Source organism: Oerskovia sp. NPDC060338 (assembly GCF_042726295.1).
Classification (GTDB): domain Bacteria; phylum Actinomycetota; class Actinomycetes; order Actinomycetales; family Cellulomonadaceae; genus Oerskovia; species Oerskovia merdavium.
The window spans coordinates 335,366-351,646 of the sequence record NZ_JBHXCQ010000001.1 but is presented as its reverse complement, the minus strand read 5'-3'; the positions used below and the strand labels follow the sequence as shown (position 1 = coordinate 351,646).

Below are 16,281 nucleotides of genomic sequence, written 5' to 3'. Positions count from 1 at the left end.
TGCGGGGCGCCTCGTGGGCTCGGCTCGGGCCGTCCTGCTGCGACCCGTGGCACCCGATGTCAGAATGTGATGCGGGTCACGTCGGCGTTCTGCATCAAACGAGGAGACCCCTCCTCTGAGTCTTGTGAGTGCTCGGTCGTCGATGGGGGTCGTGACGAGCGCGAGGGTCGGAGGCGGCCCGTGGTGTGAGCGCTGCAGGGGGGCGCTCACGCGACGGGCCGCCTCCGGCGCGTCCGGGGTCGTCCGCTCCTCCGGCCGCTCCTCCGACGAGGGAGGGGCTGCGGCCTGCCGGCTCCCCGAGGCTCAGCGCGGCGGCGCCGTGCTGAGGCGCACCGCGAGCTCGGGCAGCACGACCTCGGGCTCGTGCACGGTCGTCGGGTCCGCGATGAGCGCGATGACGTGCTCGACCGCGAGGCGACCGGTCAGGTGGAACGGTTGGCGGACCGTGGTGAGCGGGGGAGCGCAGTACGCCGCGAGCGCGATGTCGTCCATGCCCACGACCGACACGTCCTCGGGCACCCGTCGGCCCATCTCGGTCAGGCCGCGGATCAGCCCGAACGCCATCTCGTCGCTCGCGACGAACACCGCGGTGACCTCGGGCAGGCGGCCCAGGACCAGGCCGTTGCGGTAACCCGACTCGGGGCTCCAGTCCCCGTAGAGGACCGGCGGCTCGGTGCAGCGGGCGTCCTCGAGCGCGGCCCGCCACCCGGCCGTACGTCCGTTGGCGTCGTTCCAGGACGCGGGGCCCGCGAGGTGCCACACGGTCTCGTGGCCCAGCTCGAGGAGGTGCTCGGTCGCGGCGCGGCCGGCCGCGACCTGGTCGACCGCGACGACCTCGGTCGCCGACGACTGCATGCCGTCCACGACGACCGTCGGGGTCCCGTGGATGAGGTCGCCGAGCGACTCGTCGTCGCGCACGGGCACGGCGATGACCAGGCCGTCGACGCCCTGGTCGAGGAGGCGCTCGACGGCCTGCGCGATCGACGCGGGCGAGAGCGAGGCGGTGCTCGCGGTGCTGACGAAGTAGCCGCCGTCGCGGGCCGCGCGCTGCATGCCGAGCATCATGGCGCTGCCCGAGTAGAAGTCGGTCTCGTGCGTGATGACGCCGATGGTCTTGCTGCGCCCGGTCACGAGCGCGCGGGCGAGGCTGTTGCGGCGGTAGCCGGTCTGCTCGACGGCGGCGCGCACCCGGTTGCGGGTGGTCTCGTTGACGTTGGGGTGCCCCGACAGGACGCGCGAGACGGTCTGCGCGGACACGCCGGCGACGCGGGCGACGTCGGCCATGGCGGGGCCGCGGCCTCGCGGGGGAGCGACCGTGGTGGTGCTCTGCGCCGGCTCGGACCGCTCGGACCGTGACGGTGGTTCCACGTGCTCTCCTTCGGGCGTGAGGGCCGGTCGCGGAGCGTCGGGCACCTCGGTGTGCGCGGCCACGGGTGTGCACCGCAGCGTAGTGGACGTCAACACCGCGGGCCTCCCTGGCCCACGTCGCCGTCATCCAACTGTTACCTGTGTTGACCATAACAGTCAGAACATGCAGGGAAAAGTGACGGATTCACGCAGACCGAGCATCCACATGTTGCAAGGGTTGTGATCCATATCAACCGTGTGTCAGAGTGTGCCCCACGCAGACCGCGGCGCCGTCGCCGCTCCATCCTCAGCACAGTGTGGTCAGAAGGAGAGTCATGAAGTCATCGATCATCAAGGCAGCCGGGGTCGCGTCGATCCTCACCCTCACCGTGGGCGGCCTGACCGCCTGCTCGTCCGACTCGACGTCCGGCAGCGGCTCGGCCGAGGGCGACGGCAAGGTCAAGGAGGTCGAGGTCTGGACCTGGGCCGCCGGGTACGACGAGGCAGCCAAGGCGTTCAACGCCTCGCACGACGACATCCAGATCAAGTACACGCAGATCGAGCCGGGCAACAAGGGCGGCTACGACAAGGTCCGCAACTCGATCACCGCGGGCAACGCCCCGTGCCTCGCCCAGGTGGGCTACGAGACCCTCCCCAGCTTCGTCGCCGAGGGCAACGTCGTGGACGTGACCGAGTTCGCCTCGGCCGACAAGGGCCTCTACGCCCCCGCGGGCTGGGCCGGTGTCACGGTGGGCGACAAGGTCTACGGAGCCCCGCAGGACCAGGGCCCCATGGTGCTCTTCTACAACAAGACCGTCTTCGAGGCGAACGGCGTGGCCGTGCCGACCACGTGGGACGAGTACCAGGCTGCGGGCGAGCAGCTCAAGGCCGCGGGCGTCAAGCTCACGGGCACCTACGAGGACTACGACTACTCGGGCTTCGCGTGGCAGGCCGGCGCGCCCTGGTACGAGATCAAGGACGGCGCCTGGTCCATCACGCCCGACTCGCCCGAGAACCTCGAGGTCGCCAGCTACTGGCAGGGCCTGATCGACGCCGACCTGATCGGTGCGGGCATCTGGAGCGACGAGTGGTCCGCGGGCCTCGGTGACGGCTCGATCGCCACGATCGTGGGCGCGGCCTGGTTCTCCGGCATCCTCAAGGACTCCGCGGCGGCCTCGGCCGGCGACTGGGCCGTGGCCGAGCTCCCGCAGTGGGAGGCCGGGGACGCCAAGACCGGCAACGTGGGCGGCAGCCTCTCCGCGGTCCTCAAGGGCTGCGACGACCCCGAGGCCGCCTGGACCGTGGCCAACTGGCTCAGCACGGACCCGGGCTCGGTCGACGCCCTCATCGAGGGCGGCGGCGTCTACCCGGCCTCGCTCGCGGGCCTCGAGTCCGACCTCCTCACCTCGGGTGACGACTACTTCGGCGGCCAGGTCGTCGCCGACGTCTTCAAGACCGCCTCGGGGCAGGTCAACGAGGACTGGGCCTGGGGCCCCGGCGTCTCGACCCTGGTCGGCACGCTCGCCACGGGCATGAAGCAGGCCTACGCCAAGGAGGGCGGCGCGACCGTCGCGACCGCGCTCACGGGCGCCCGCGAGGCGACCGAGTCCGAGCTCAAGCAGCAGGGCATCGCCGTCAACGAGTGACCTGACGGCCCCGCACGACCCGCACGCACGGTGCGGCCCGGCCACGACGGCCGGGTCGCACCGGGCAGCGCGACAGCAGCACAGCAGCAGAAGGCCCGACGACGCCACGCACCTCCGAGCACCGGTGCACCTGGGCGCGTGACGTCGTCGGGCACCACGACGCATCCCCCTGAGGAACCCACCATGACCACGAGCCTGACGTCGGCGGCACCGCCGCCGGTGGAGACCAAGCGCACGGCGGCCACGCCGCCCAGGCGCCCGCGCAGCCGGACCAGCCGGTACGCGATCTGGTTCGTCGGACCGTTCGTGGTGCTGTTCGTCGGGATGTACGTCGCACCGATCCTCTTCGCGCTCTACAAGAGCCTGTTCCGGATCCAGCGCGACGCGCTCGGTCTGGGCGGCACGCAGGAGATCTTCGACCCCCTGTTCAACTACGCGTACGCGCTGGGTGACGAGAAGTTCATCAGCTCGATCGGCCGCGTGCTGCTGTTCGGCGTGGTGCAGGTGCCCGTCATGCTGGTCCTCGCGCTCGGGATCGCGCTCCTGATCGACTCGGCCTCGGCCCGGGCCAAGGGCTTCTTCCGGCTCTCGAGCTTCGCGCCCTACGCGGTGCCGACCGTCGTCTCGGCGCTCATGTGGTCGTTCCTGTACTCGCCCACCAACGGCCCGGTCAACCAGGTGCTCGAGGTGTTCGGCATCAGCATCAACTTCCTCAGCCAGGACCTCGCGCTGTGGGCCGTCGCCAACGTCGTGACGTGGGGCTGGACGGGCTACAACATGATCATCATCTACGCCGCGCTCCAGGGGGTCCCGGGCGAGGTGCTCGAGGCCGCCAAGCTCGACGGGGCCTCGCCGTGGCGCACCGCGTGGAGCATCAAGATCCCGCTCGTGCGGCCCGCGATCCTGCTCACCACGATCTTCTCGATCATCGGCTCGGCGCAGCTCTACAACGAGCCGTTCGTGCTCAAGCAGAGCACCGGGGCGATCGACGCGAGCTACACGCCGATCATGGCCGCGCAGGCCTCGCTCCAGTCGGCCAACTACCCGTACGCCGCAGCCCAGTCGGTGCTCCTCGCCGTCGGCGTGGCCGTGCTGTCCGTCCTCTTCTTCCGTCTGACGTCCAGGAGGTCCTCGTGACCACGAGCAGCGTGCCCGTCGTGGCCGAGAAGACCGCGGGCAACCGCCTGCGCCGCAAGCGCTCCGCCCCGAAGGGGACCCCGGACGGCCTGCGCAAGGACTCGATCGAGACCACGGCCACGAGCCGCATCGCGGTCACCGCGGTGCTGGCGCTGACCGCCGTGTACTTCCTGTTCCCCCTGTGGTGGCTGTTCGTCGCGGCGACCAAGGACGCCGGGTTCACGTTCTCGGGCAGCCCGTTGTGGTTCTCGAACTTCGACCTGTTCGGCAACATCGGCGACCTGTTCGCCTACAAGGACGGGATCTTCGCCGTCTGGATGGCGAACTCGGCGCTCTACTCGATCGTCGGTGCGGGGCTCGGGACGCTCATCGCGGTCGCGACCGGCTACGCCCTGGCCAAGTACGAGTTCCGCGGCAAGGGCCTGCTGTTCGGCGTGGTCCTCGGCGCGGTCCTCATCCCCAAGGTGCTGTTCACGCTCCCGCTGTTCCTCATGTTCTCCGCGACGGGCATCGTCAACACCTACTTCGCGGTGCTCCTGCCGAGCATCGTGAGCCCGTTCGGTGTCTACCTGGGTCGCATCTTCGCCGCGAGCTCGGTGCCGGACGAGGTCATCGAGGCCGCGCGTCTCGACGGCGCGAACGAGGGCCGCATCTTCTTCGGGGTCAGCCTCAAGATGATGGCCCCCGCGCTCGTCACGATCTTCCTCTTCCAGTTCGTCGAGATCTGGAACAACTTCCTGCTCCCCTCGCAGGTCCTCATCTCCGAGAACCTGCGCCCCGTCACGGTCGGGCTGGTGAGCTGGAACGCCCTGGTCCAGGCCGGCCAGATCGAGCGGCACATGGTCATCATCGGCGCGTTCGTGGCGGTCGTCCCGCTCATCGTCGCGTTCCTCTCCCTCCAGCGCTTCTGGCGCTCCGGACTTGCAGCGGGGGCTATCAAGTGAGCCAGCACCACCCAGCCGACCGGGCCTCGGGCCCGGCCGGCGGCCGGACCCTGCGCGCCGACGGCGCGATCCCGTCGACCCTGCGCGCCGACGGCGCGATCCGGTCGACCCTGCGCGCCGACGGCGCGACCCTCGTGCGGGACGGTGTGCCGCACCGGATGCTCTCGGGCTCGGTCCACTACTTCCGGGTCCACCCGGACCTGTGGGAGGACCGCCTCCTGCGCCTGCGTGCGATGGGCCTCAACACGGTCGACACCTACGTCCCGTGGAACTGGCACGAGGCCGCGCGCGGCACGTTCGACTTCACGGGGTGGCGCGACGTCGAGCGGTTCGTGCGCCTCGCGGGTGACCTGGGCCTCGACGTCGTGGTGCGCCCCGGGCCGTACATCTGCGCCGAGTGGGACAACGGCGGCCTGCCCGCATGGCTCACCGCGACCCCCGGGATCCGGCTGCGGTGCAGCGACGAGACCTACCTCGACGCGGTCGCGGCCTGGTTCGACGAGCTGCTTCCCCGTCTCGCGGCGCTCCAGGCGAACCGCGGCGGCCCGGTCGTGGCCGTCCAGGTCGAGAACGAGTACGGCAGCTTCGGCGACGACCACGCCTACATGGCGTGGGTCCACGACGCGCTCGTGGAGCGCGGCATCGACGAGCTCCTCTTCACGGCCGACGGCCCCACGGACCTCATGCTCGACGGCGGGACGCTTCCCGGCGTGCTGGCGGCGGCCACGTTCGGCAGCCGCCCTGGGCAGGCGCTCGACAAGCTCACCGCGCGTCGCGGCGAGCAGCCGTTCGTCTGTGCCGAGTTCTGGAACGGCTGGTTCGACCACTGGGGCGACCCGCACCACGTGCGCGGCGCCGACAGCGCCGCGGCCGACGTGCGCGAGCTCCTCGACCTCGGCGGCTCGGTGAGCCTCTACATGGCGCACGGCGGGACGAACTTCGGGCTCACCGCGGGCGCCAACCACGACGGGACCCGCCTGCAGCCGACGGTCACGAGCTACGACTCCGACGCCGCGGTGGCCGAGGACGGCAGCGTGACCCCCAAGTTCTTCGCGCTGCGCAAGGTGCTGTCCGAGCACGCGTCGCACGGGACCCGGATCCCCGAGGACGCCCAGGACGACCGGTGGATCGCGCCGTCGCCCAAGCTCGAAGCGCGCACCCTGCCGCCCGTGACCACGCGCCCGCTCCTGCCCGCGCTGCGCGCATCGGGCGCCGCGACGGTCGCTCCGTCGCCGCTGACGTTCGAGCAGCTCGGCCAGAACGCCGGGCTCGTGCTCCACACGGCCACCCCGGTCCTCCCGCCCGGGGACAGCACGCTCTCGGTCCTCGGCCTGCACGACCGGGCGACGGTCTACGTCGACGGCCGCGAGGTCGGCGTCCTCGAGCGCGAGACCTCGCACCTGGGCCTCACGGTCCACGGGCACGGCGTTCCCGTGCGGGTCGAGATCCTCGTGGAGAACCTCGGGCGCATCAACTACGGGCCCCGGCTCGGCGAGCACAAGGGGATCCTGGGCGACGTCCTGGTCGAGCGCCGGATCGTGCACGGCTGGACCTCATGGTCGCTGCCGCTCGACCTGCTGCCCGTGGACGAGCTGTGGAGAGCGGGCGAGCCCGACGCCGAGGCCACCCCGAGCGGGCCCCGCGACGCCGTCGGGCCGCAGGGTGTCCTGGCACGGACGGCCCTCGACCTCGACGAGCCCGCCGACACCTTCCTGACCCTGCCCGGGTGGACCAAGGGCTTCGTCTGGGTCAACGACGTGCTGCTCGGCCGCTACTGGGAGCGCGGCCCCCAGCACACCCTCTACGTCCCCGCGCCGCTGCTGCGCGCGGGGAGCAACACCGTCACGGTCCTCGAGCTGCACGCGGTCGGTCACGACCTCGAGCTGACGGCCTCGGCCGTCCTGGGTGAGCCCGAGGAGTACGTCGAAGAGCTGTGACGCCCGTCGGTCGGGGGACGGCCGATGAACTGCTATCGAAGGAGATCAGCACATGGTTCGACATTCCCCTGGCCCTCGGGCCGGTTCCCAGCCGGGCGGCGCCTCGCGCCGAGCCCGCAGCCTCGTGGCCCTCGCGACCGCGGTGGTGGTGCCGTTCGCGGCGCTGCCCGCCGCGGCCGCGGCGAGCCACACCCCGGCGAGCAGCGCGACGTCGCTCTCGGCCCTCGGCCTGACGGCCGAGCAGGTCGCGGCGGCGAGCGTCGAGGGCGCGGCCACGCTGCGCTCGGCGCAGCTCGACGTCCAGGTCGCCGCGGACTTCCCACGCGTCCTGAGCTACACCGACCGCGCGTCGGGCGCCTCGCTCGCGGGCAGCACCGCGACCGTCACGAAGGTGCGCCTCAACGGCACCGACCGCGCGGTCGTGGTCGAGGCGGGCGAGCCCGGTGAGACCAGCCGCGACTACCGCCTGACGTTCCCCGACCTCGCGGGCGTCAGCATCGACACGCGCCTCGAGGTCGAGGGCAGCGCCGTGACGTTCCGCGTCACGGGCGTGACCGACACCGCGGCGTTCCGCGTCGGGACCATCGAGGTCCCGGGGCACGACCTGCTCTCGGTCTCGTCGGCCGACCCGTCGGCCGTGGTCGCCTCGGCCGTCATCAGCCCCGACCGCGGCAAGGTCGGCGACACGTTCACGTCCGTCACGGGGCAGACCCCCGTCAACGCGAACCCGGTCGGGTCCGCGTACGCGATCGTGAGCACGAGCGCGCTGTCGGCCACGATCGTGACCAACAGCGTCTACGACGAGGCCAACGGCAAGGCCGCCGCGGACGGCAACCGTCTGCAGCGCCAGGCGCGCGCGGCCGACGGCGGCGTGCGCGTGGGCGTCTGGAGCGGCGCGTGGACCTACCGGGCCCAGGGCTCGTCGGTCACCGAGGAGCTGCCGTACGCGACCGTCGTCGTGACGGCCGACGCCAACGCAGACGACAAGGTCGACTGGCAGGACGGCGCGATCGCCTTCCGCGCCACCGCCCCCAAGGCGCTGGGCGCGGACCAGGTCGCCGACCGCGTCGTGACCCACATCCCGTTCAACTTCGCCTCGCAGGCCACGCACCCGTTCCTGCGCACGCTCGACGACGTCAAGCGGATCTCGCTCGCGACCGACGGGCTGGGCCAGATGGCCCTCCTCAAGGGCTACGGCTCCGAGGGGCACGACTCCGCGCACCCCGACTACGGCGGCAACTACAACGAGCGCGCGGGCGGCCTCGAGGACATGAACACGCTGCTCGAGCAGGGTGGCGACTGGAACGCGGACTTCGGTGTCCACATCAACGCGACCGAGGCCTACGCCGAGGCGAACGCCTTCTCGGACGAGCTCGTCGACCCCTCGGCCAAGGGCTGGAACTGGCTCGGCCAGTCGTACTACATCGACCAGCGCCGGGACGTGAACAGCGGTGACCTGGCCGCACGCATCGGCCAGCTCGCCGACGAGACCCAGGGCAACCTCGACCTCCTCTACGTCGACGTCTACTACAACTTCGGCTGGCAGGCGCGCGCCCTCGCGGACGCGGCCCGCGCGAACGACCTCCAGATCGCGACCGAGTGGTCGGACAAGTTCGAGGCCAGCTCGCTGTGGAGCCACTGGTCCGCGGACGAGAACTACGGCGGCGCTGCGAACAAGGGCCTGAACTCCCAGATCGTGCGCTTCATCGACAACGCCGAGAAGGACACCTGGAACCCGCACCCGCTGCTCGGCAACGCGCGGCTCGTCGAGTTCGAGGGCTGGACCGGGCAGACCGACTGGAACGCGTTCTACAAGAACATCTGGACGACCAACGTCCCGACCAAGTTCCTCCAGCACCAGGAGATCGTGCGCTGGGGCACCGACCGGATCGACTTCACGGGTGACGTCTCGGCGCGCGGCACGACCGCGGCCGACCGGCAGATCCTCGTCGGGGACGCCGTCGTCGCCCAGGGCGGCACCTACCTCCTGCCGTGGAACGCGTCCGACGCCCCCGGGCTCGAGGGCGAGGCCGCCGAGGGCAGCAAGCTCTACCACTACAACCCGGCCGGCGGCTCGACCACGTGGACGCTCACGGACGAGTTCTCCGGGGCCACGAGCCTGACCGTGTACAAGCTCACGACGACGGGCCGCGAGAAGGTCGCGGACGTCCCGGTCACGGGCGGCAAGGTCACGGTCGAGGCGACCGCGGGCCAGCCCTACGTGCTGTACCCGCAGGGAGTCACGACCCCCTCGGCCGACGACGTCGCGTGGGGCACCGCGAGCGGCATCGTCGACCCCGGCTTCAACGCCGCGACGCTCGACGCGTACGAGACGACCGGCACCACGGGGATCGAGACGCTGTCCAACGGGCAGCGCGTCGCGACGCTCGGAGCGGGCGCCTCGTCGCTGAGCCAGCAGCTCGGTGAGCTCTCGACCGGGACCTACGCCGTGAGCGCGTGGGTCGAGGTCCAGCCCGGGAAGTCCCGCTCGACCACCCTGTCCGTCTCGGGCGAGGGAGTCGCGCAGACCGCGAGCACCGTCGTCGAGCGCTCGACCGCGAAGAACCTGGTCGCGGCCGACGAGAAGAACAACCGCTACTACCAGCGCGTGCAGGTGCTCGTCGACGTCACGGGCCCTGCCCGCCCGACGCTGACGGTCGCCGCCTCGGCGGGCGACGCCGTCGTGCGGGTCGACGACCTGCGCGTCGTGAGCGCCACGCGCTCGGTGGCCCCGGCCGTCGAGGGCGAGACCGGCACGGTCGTCGCGTTCGAGGACTTCGAGAACGTGCCCCAGGGCTGGGGACCGTTCGTCAAGGGCGACGCGGGCGGCGTGACCGACCCGCGCACGCACATCGCCAAGCGCAACGCCCCGTACACGCAGGCCGGCTGGAACGGCAAGCTCGTCGACGACGCGCTGTCCGGAGCCTGGTCGCTCAAGGCGCACGAGGAGAACAAGGGCCTCGTCTACCGCACGGTGCCCAGCACCGTGAAGCTCGAGGCCGGGCGCCAGTACCGCGTGACCTTCGACTACCAGTCGGGCAACGGCGGCGAGTACCAGTGGGTCACGGGCTACGACTCGGTCGCGAGCGGCGCCCCGGCGTCGGTCGAGACCCACGCGACCCCGCTGGGTCAGCAGCGCACGACCGCGACGTTCTCCGAGGACGTCGTGGCGAGCGGCTGCGGTGACACCTGGGTGGGGCTGCGCAAGCTCACGGCGGGCGGCAACCAGTCCGACCTGATCCTCGACGACTTCCGCGTCGTGGACCTGGGCCCGGCCGAGGCCACCCCGGCCTGCGCGTCGCTGACCGTGTCCCCGGGACCGGTCGCGTTCGAGCCCGACGTCGCGAGCACCGTCACGACGCGCCTCACGGTCCACGAGCCCGTGGCCGTCGCCGACGTCGCCGTGACGCTCGACGTGCCCGAGGGCTGGGAGGTCGAGGCGACCAACGCCTCGACCGCGGCGACGCTCCCGGCCGGCGGCGTCCTGACCACGACGTGGAAGGTCACCCCGCACGGCAAGATCACCGCCGACGCCTACACGCTCACCTCGGGCGGAACGTACACGACCACGGCTGCGCCCGTCGGCAAGCGGTCGGTCGAGGCCGGCCAGTCGGTGTGGGTCGTCGTGCCGCCGAACGGTGGCGAGAACTGGGTCAGCGACCTGCCGTTCGTCTCGACGACCAACGGATGGGGACCGGTCGAGCGCGACCTGTCCAACGGCGAGCAGGGCGAGAAGGACGGCAAGCCCCTCACGCTGCGCGGCGTCGTCCACGAGAAGGGCCTCGGCACGCACGCGAGCTCGTCCGTGCGGGTCTTCCTCGCGGCGCAGTGCGACGCGTTCACGGCGACCGTGGGCGTCGACGACGTCCAGGGCACCAAGGGCACGGTGCAGTTCAAGGTCGTGGGTGACGGCACCCAGCTCGCCCAGACCGAGGTGCTCAAGGGCGGCGGCAAGACCGTCGACCTGAACGTCCCGGTCACCGGCGTCCGCTACCTCGACCTGATCGTGGCCGACGGTGGCGACGGCAACGGCAACGACCACGCCGACTGGGGCTCCGCCAAGGTGTCCTGCGCCGACCCGGTCGAGCCCGAGCCCGAGCTCGAGGTCACCACGACGGCCAAGGCCCAGTGCACGGCCTCGCGCGTCCAGCTCGCGGTCCGCGCCGTCAACGAGGAGGACTTCCCGGTCGACGTGAAGATCACCACGCCGTTCGGCACCAAGACCTTCCAGCAGGTCCAGCCGGGCAAGAGCGCCAGCCAGACGTTCGCGACCCGCAAGGACGCGATCGAGGCGGGCACGGCGACCGTGACCGCGACCGCCACGGTCGACGGCAAGGAGGTCACGACCACGATCGAGAGCGAGTACGCGGCCACGAGCTGCGGCTAGCCCGCGAGGCGTCCGCCGGGGGTGCTCCCGGCGGACGGTCGGCGCACGGCGTGAGCCGCGCGCCGAGCACCACGAGCAAGGCCCCGGGACCCATGGCGGCTCCCGGGGCCTTCCTCGTCGTCAGACCGCGTCGGTGCGCGCGCCGAGCCAGGGTGCGAGCACGTCCTCGCGACCGAGCCAGCGCAGCCCGCCGTCGGCGACCTCGTCGCGCGTCGCGAGGATCTCGGCGAACGCCGCGAGCAGCTCGTCGCGGTCGTCGGCCGAGTCGGACGCGCCCGTGAGGACGAGCCGGGTCCGGGGCGCGAGGTCCTCCCACGTCCCGATCTCGCCGATGCTCAGCTGGCCGCCCGCGCCGTCCCAGGCGCACATCGAGTCGGGCCGGTTGGGCACCCAGAACACGCCGCGGCTGCGCAGCCGCCCGGTCCCGAGGCGCCGGACCTGGTGCAGGAGCCGCTCGGGGTCGAACGGCAGGTCGGAGGCCAGGTCGAGCGTCCAGGTCCCCGTCTCCTCGTCCTGCCCGACGACGGCGCGCACCCCGAGCGGGTGCGCGCGCCGCTCGGCGTGGGCCGCGTCGTGCGTCGCGGAGGACAGGTCCGCGAAGCGCAGCCCGTCGAGGCCGTCGAGCCGGGTCGAGTCGTCTGCCCGGAGCCTGTCGACGAGCCCGGACCCGGTGCGTGAACCCGCGCGTCGCCTGTCCTGCGCCGCGCGGTCCGCCGCGGGGGCTCCCGGGTGGGAGGCGCCGTCGGGCAGGGGGCGTCGCGTGGGCGTGCCGGGACCGTCCAGGGCCAGGTCCGGCACGCCCGTCGTGACCACGAGGTCGGCGTACTCGACCTGGGCCGCGAGCACCTCGCCGACCGAACGGTGGTCGGCGGCAGCGAGGGCGAGGCCGCGCTCCTCGAGCAGGTCGTCGTCGAGGAGGTCGGTCTCGACCGCGGCGAGGTCGACGACCGTGAGGACCGTGGCGAGCCGCAGCCCGTCGAGCGCGCCGCCGGGCGTGGTCGCGCCGCCCAGGGCGCGTGCGACCGGCAGCGGCTCGGCCGAGACGGGCAGGGCGAGGAGCACCTGGTCCCAGCGCCCGTCGCGCGCGAGGTCGCGCAGCGTGGGGATCGCGTCCTCGCGGACCGCGCACGACAGGCACGCGTGCTCGAGGTCGACGAGCGTGTCCTCGACGACCCCGGTCGCGTCCACGACGAGGCGGCGCAGGGTCCCGTCCTCGGCCCGGATGTCGTGGCGCAGGACGACCGACCGCGGGGTGTCGGTCACGAGCCCGAAGACCGTGGCGTCGCGCAGCACCGGGTCGATCGTGGCGAGCACGCTGAGCGGGACGCGGCCCGGTGAGGCCGCGCTGCGGCTCGCTGCCGTGCCGGGGGCACCGGGAATATCTGCGGGCATCTGGACGCTCCACCTCTACAGAGAACGGTTCTCATCAGTCGAGAGCATACCTCTTGACGAGAATGGTTATCATTAAGTATTCTCGGGTCCCACGACCCACCGAAGGGAAGCTCATGTCCGCCGTCTGCCAGGTGCTCGGCACCTCGCCGGGGTTCGGCTGCTCGATCTCGCACTCGCACGTGCGGACCAGGCGACGCTTCGACCCCAACATCCAGCACAAGCGCTACTGGGTGCCGTCACTGGGCCGGCATGTCAGGCTGAGAGTGAGCGCCCAGGGGATCAGGACGATCGACCGTCGAGGGATCGACGCGGTCGTCGCACGCATCATCGCTCGAGGGGAGAAGGTCTGATGGCTGCACGCACCGAGCTGCGACCCGTGGTCAGGCTGCGCTCGACCGCAGGGACGGGGTACACGTACGTGACCCGCAAGAACCGCCGGAACGACCCGGACCGGCTGACCCTGCTCAAGTACGACCCGGTCGCCCGGGCACACGTCGCGTTCCGCGAGGAACGGTAAGGGGAGCCGCATGGCCAAGAAGTCCAAGATCGCGCGGAACGAGCAGCGCGAGGTGATCGTCGCCCGGTACGCCGAGCGGCGCGCCGAGCTCAAGAAGATCATCGCGTCGCCCAGCGCCTCGGAGGCGGAGAAGGAGGCCGCCGCGACCGAGCTGCGCAAGCAGCCGCGCGACGCGAGCGCGACCCGCCTGCGCAACCGCGACGTGGTCGACGGTCGTCCGCGCGCGTACAACCGGCGCTTCGGCCTCTCCCGCATCAGGCTGCGCGACATGGCGCACCGCGGAGAGCTGCCGGGCGTCACCAAGTCCAGCTGGTAGTCGACACCTGTCGAGAGCCCAGCAGTCGAGAGTCGTAGAGGAGCACCCATGAAGAAGGACATCCACCCCGAGTACGGACCGGTCGTGTTCCGCGACATCTCGGCCGACTTCGCGTTCCTGACGCGGTCGACGCTCGCGGGGACCAGCGCATCGGGTCCGGGCCGCCCGGACAAGACGATCGTGTGGACGGACGGCAACACCTACCCGGTCGTCGACGTCGACATCTCGAGCGCGAGCCACCCGTTCTACACGGGCACCGCGCGCGTCGTGGACACCGCAGGACGGGTCGAGAAGTTCCGTCAGCGCTACGGCAAGGGCGCCACGGGAGGCGCCGCGAAGAGCGACGGCCGCTGAGTCGTCGTCCGGCACGGCCGGCGCCCTCGGCAGGGCGTCGTCACCGTGGTCGGGAGAGCCGCTCACCCTGCGGGGTGGGCGGCTCTCGGCGTGCCGGGGGCTGCCGGGCGGTGCTGATCGAGGGTGCGGAGGGCCTCGTCGGACGCCGCGCTCGTGTGCGGATCTTGTGCGCAAGGGCCGTCGTGGAGGCGTCGGGGGCGTTCAGTGGGTCACATCTGGGGCAAAACAGGCAAGATTCCGCGCTCAGAGAAACGCGGTCGGCGCGGAAACGCGCGCAAACCCCCGTAGATTCCTTAGTGTTGTCCACGAAGTCCCGCCTCACGGCTGGCAAACTGAGACCTCAACGTCGCGCGGTGCCCACCGCGAGGCGTGAACCGATGAAGGGATCCGCATGTCGCTCAACAAGTCTGAGCTCGTCTCGGCCATCGCCGAGAAGTCCGGCCTCAAGAAGGCCGACGCTGAGAACGCCCTCAACGCGTTCCAGGAAGTCCTCGTCGAGTCGCTCGCCAACGGCGAGGCCGTCAAGGTCACCGGTCTGCTCTCGGTCGAGCGCGTCGAGCGTGCCGCTCGCACGGGCCGCAACCCCCGCACCGGCGAGGAGATCCAGATCCCCGCAGGCTTCGGTGTCAAGATCAGCGCAGGCAGCCTCCTGAAGAAGGCCGTCACCAAGTGATCCCCGCGGCGCGCTGAGGCGTGCCGCACCGCGGGGCCGCGCCCCGCACTATCCACACAGGCCCGGGTGCCCGACGACGTCGGGCACCCGGGCCTGTGTGGTGCCCTGGGTGCGCCGGGCCCGGCGTGGAGCGCTAGCGAGAACTGTTCTCATTCTCTAGGGTGGGCGGGTCCGGGTGAGCGCCCGACATCCGACCGAAGGGCACCATGAGCGTCCAGCACCCGACGAGGCGAGCACGGCGAGCACCGAGCGGTCCCGACCGCGGGGGGCACGCGCACGCCCACGCGCACGCCCACGGGCACGGCGACGGCCCGACACCTCCCGCGACCCGCCAGGTACGGATCGTGCTCGCGGCGATCCTCGTCCCGGCGCTCGTGCTGACGATCGTCGGGCTCGTGACGCTCTGGCCTCGCGGTGCAGATGTCCCGGACCAGATCCCGATGACCGCCCAGGGGGCCTTCGTCCTGTCCGGCGAGGTGATCGGGGAGGGGGAGGTCGAGTCCGGGCTGGTCCCGGTGCGCCTCGAGGACGGGACCGAGACCGAGGTCGTCGCGCCGCCCGAGTACATCTACCACGGCTTCGAGGTCGGCGACCGGTTGCGGCTCCTCCATCTCATGCAGGCTGCGGGGGACGAGGACACCCCCTACGTGTTCCTGGACTTCGAGCGCGGCATCCCGATCGCGCTGCTCGCGATCGCCTATGCGGTCCTCGTGCTCGCGGTCGCCAGGCTGCGGGGGCTCGCAGCGCTCGCGGGCCTCGCCGTGGCCCTCGTGGTCATCGCCCAGTTCACGCTGCCGGCGCTGCTCTCGGGCCAGAACTCCCTGTACGTGGCCCTCGTGACGTCGTCGGCCGTGATGTTCGTGGTGCTCTACGTGGCCCACGGGTTCACGGCCCGGACGTCGACCGCGATGGTCGGCACGCTCGTCGGGCTCGTGCTGACCGCGGTCCTGGCCTCGTGGGGCGCCCGGACCTCGCACATCACGGGGCTCACGTCCGAGGAGGCGCTCTGGCTCCCGTCGTACGCCCCGGCGATCGACCTCCAGGGGATCGCGATCTGCGGGATCGTCCTCGCCGGGATGGGTGTGCTCAACGACGTCACGATCACCCAGGCCTCGACCGTGTGGGAGCTGCGCGCGCTCGCCCCGGGCGCGTCGCGGCGCGAGCTCTTCACCCGGGCCATGCGGATCGGCCGCGACCACATCGCCTCGACCGTCTACACCATCGCGTTCGCGTACGTGGGGGCGGCCCTGCCGCTGCTCATGGCCGTCTGGCTGTCCGACCAGGCGCTCGGCGTGAGCCTGACCTCGGGGGAGATCGCCGAGGAGGTCGTCCGGACGCTCGTCGGGTCGATCGGGCTCGTGCTCGCGATCCCGCTCACGACCGCGATCGCGGCCGTGACGGTGCCGACGGGCACGCCGACCGCAGCGGACGTCTCAGGTCCTGCGGGCGGGACCGGCCGCACGAGCGACGACGGCCTGTCGTCCGAGCCCGCTGCGGCGCGGCCCCCGGCGGCAGGCACGGGCACGGTCGACCCGGACACCGACGACGACCTGGTGCGGAGCACCCCCTTCACCTGATCGACACCGACACCCCACGGGACGGGCCGATGCCTGACCTGGGAGTTCGCCATG

General features: G+C 71.7%; 13 protein-coding genes. 11 read left to right on the top strand and 2 right to left on the bottom strand.

Features of this window, described 5'->3' with window-relative positions; all coding sequences use genetic code 11:
• Window positions 1–303 precede the first annotated feature (303 nt).
• Window positions 304–1,368, bottom strand: a complete 1,065-nt coding sequence (locus tag ACFWGN_RS01550) for a LacI family DNA-binding transcriptional regulator (RefSeq protein ID WP_377615365.1) — start codon at window positions 1,366–1,368, stop codon at window positions 304–306.
• A gap of 314 nt (window positions 1,369–1,682) precedes the next feature.
• On the opposite strand from ACFWGN_RS01550, the gene ACFWGN_RS01545 reads away from it, so the two are divergent.
• The 5 genes from ACFWGN_RS01545 (at window position 1,683) to ACFWGN_RS01525 (ending at window position 11,398) form a co-directional block, all read left to right on the top strand.
• Window positions 1,683–2,993 carry an ABC transporter substrate-binding protein gene (locus ACFWGN_RS01545; RefSeq protein ID WP_377615364.1) on the top strand — a complete coding sequence of 437 codons (1,311 nt, stop codon included), beginning with the start codon at window positions 1,683–1,685 and terminating at the stop codon, window positions 2,991–2,993.
• A 183-nt stretch (window positions 2,994–3,176) separates the two neighbouring features.
• Window positions 3,177–4,130 carry a carbohydrate ABC transporter permease gene (locus tag ACFWGN_RS01540; protein ID WP_191805386.1) on the top strand — a complete coding sequence of 318 codons (954 nt, stop codon included), beginning with the start codon at window positions 3,177–3,179 and terminating at the stop codon, window positions 4,128–4,130.
• Window positions 4,127–5,074, top strand: coding sequence for a carbohydrate ABC transporter permease (locus tag ACFWGN_RS01535; RefSeq protein ID WP_318244634.1), 948 nt, complete (start codon window positions 4,127–4,129; stop codon window positions 5,072–5,074). The genes ACFWGN_RS01540 and ACFWGN_RS01535 overlap by 4 nt, the downstream gene beginning before the upstream one ends.
• Window positions 5,071–7,011, top strand: a complete 1,941-nt coding sequence (locus ACFWGN_RS01530) for a beta-galactosidase (RefSeq protein WP_377615363.1) — start codon at window positions 5,071–5,073, stop codon at window positions 7,009–7,011. The genes ACFWGN_RS01535 and ACFWGN_RS01530 overlap by 4 nt, the downstream gene beginning before the upstream one ends.
• Before the next feature lie 52 nt (window positions 7,012–7,063).
• Window positions 7,064–11,398 (top strand): endo-alpha-N-acetylgalactosaminidase family protein, encoded by a 4,335-nt coding sequence (locus ACFWGN_RS01525; protein ID WP_377615362.1) that lies wholly within the window; start codon window positions 7,064–7,066, stop codon window positions 11,396–11,398.
• A gap of 120 nt (window positions 11,399–11,518) precedes the next feature.
• Here the strand turns inward: ACFWGN_RS01525 and ACFWGN_RS01520 are convergent, their stop codons facing one another.
• The gene (locus ACFWGN_RS01520; RefSeq protein ID WP_377615361.1) at window positions 11,519–12,790 is read right to left on the bottom strand and encodes a CobW family GTP-binding protein; all 1,272 of its coding nucleotides are present in this window, start codon (window positions 12,788–12,790) and stop codon (window positions 11,519–11,521) included.
• Between the two features lie 113 nt (window positions 12,791–12,903).
• Here ACFWGN_RS01520 and rpmB point away from each other — a divergent pair, with 113 nt between their 5' ends.
• The 6 genes from rpmB to ACFWGN_RS01490 all read left to right on the top strand — a co-directional run bounded on the left by rpmB (window position 12,904) and on the right by ACFWGN_RS01490 (window position 16,227).
• Entirely contained in the window at window positions 12,904–13,140 is a 237-nt protein-coding gene (rpmB, locus tag ACFWGN_RS01515) for a 50S ribosomal protein L28 (protein WP_377615360.1), read from the top strand.
• Entirely contained in the window at window positions 13,140–13,307 is a 168-nt protein-coding gene (gene rpmG, locus ACFWGN_RS01510; RefSeq protein ID WP_056761099.1) for a 50S ribosomal protein L33, read from the top strand. The genes rpmB and rpmG overlap by 1 nt, the downstream gene beginning before the upstream one ends.
• 10 nt (window positions 13,308–13,317) lie before the next feature.
• Complete coding sequence (gene rpsN, locus ACFWGN_RS01505; RefSeq protein WP_377615359.1) at window positions 13,318–13,623, top strand: 30S ribosomal protein S14; 306 nt, start codon at window positions 13,318–13,320, stop codon at window positions 13,621–13,623.
• Between the two features lie 48 nt (window positions 13,624–13,671).
• Entirely contained in the window at window positions 13,672–13,977 is a 306-nt protein-coding gene (locus tag ACFWGN_RS01500; protein WP_191805382.1) for a type B 50S ribosomal protein L31, read from the top strand.
• A gap of 391 nt (window positions 13,978–14,368) precedes the next feature.
• The gene (locus ACFWGN_RS01495) at window positions 14,369–14,650 is read left to right on the top strand and encodes an HU family DNA-binding protein (RefSeq protein ID WP_191805381.1); all 282 of its coding nucleotides are present in this window, start codon (window positions 14,369–14,371) and stop codon (window positions 14,648–14,650) included.
• Window positions 14,651–14,856: 206 nt separating this feature from the next.
• Window positions 14,857–16,227 (top strand): YibE/F family protein, encoded by a 1,371-nt coding sequence (locus ACFWGN_RS01490; protein WP_377615358.1) that lies wholly within the window; start codon window positions 14,857–14,859, stop codon window positions 16,225–16,227.
• Window positions 16,228–16,281: the final 54 nt, after the last annotated feature.

What these genes read in the sequence shown, in the direction of transcription:
- ACFWGN_RS01545 (WP_377615364.1), top strand. Translation starts at nt 1,683, where the DNA reads ATGAAGTCATCGATCATCAAGGCAGCCGGGGTCGCGTCGATCCTCACC.
- ACFWGN_RS01540 (WP_191805386.1), top strand. Translation starts at nt 3,177, where the DNA reads ATGACCACGAGCCTGACGTCGGCGGCACCGCCGCCGGTGGAGACCAAG.
- ACFWGN_RS01525 (WP_377615362.1), top strand. Translation starts at nt 7,064, where the DNA reads ATGGTTCGACATTCCCCTGGCCCTCGGGCCGGTTCCCAGCCGGGCGGC.
- ACFWGN_RS01520 (WP_377615361.1), bottom strand. Translation starts at nt 12,790, where the DNA reads ATGCCCGCAGATATTCCCGGTGCCCCCGGCACGGCAGCGAGCCGCAGC.
- rpmB (WP_377615360.1), top strand. Translation starts at nt 12,904, where the DNA reads ATGTCCGCCGTCTGCCAGGTGCTCGGCACCTCGCCGGGGTTCGGCTGC.
- rpmG (WP_056761099.1), top strand. Translation starts at nt 13,140, where the DNA reads ATGGCTGCACGCACCGAGCTGCGACCCGTGGTCAGGCTGCGCTCGACC.
- rpsN (WP_377615359.1), top strand. Translation starts at nt 13,318, where the DNA reads ATGGCCAAGAAGTCCAAGATCGCGCGGAACGAGCAGCGCGAGGTGATC.
- ACFWGN_RS01500 (WP_191805382.1), top strand. Translation starts at nt 13,672, where the DNA reads ATGAAGAAGGACATCCACCCCGAGTACGGACCGGTCGTGTTCCGCGAC.
- ACFWGN_RS01495 (WP_191805381.1), top strand. Translation starts at nt 14,369, where the DNA reads ATGTCGCTCAACAAGTCTGAGCTCGTCTCGGCCATCGCCGAGAAGTCC.
- ACFWGN_RS01490 (WP_377615358.1), top strand. Translation starts at nt 14,857, where the DNA reads ATGAGCGTCCAGCACCCGACGAGGCGAGCACGGCGAGCACCGAGCGGT.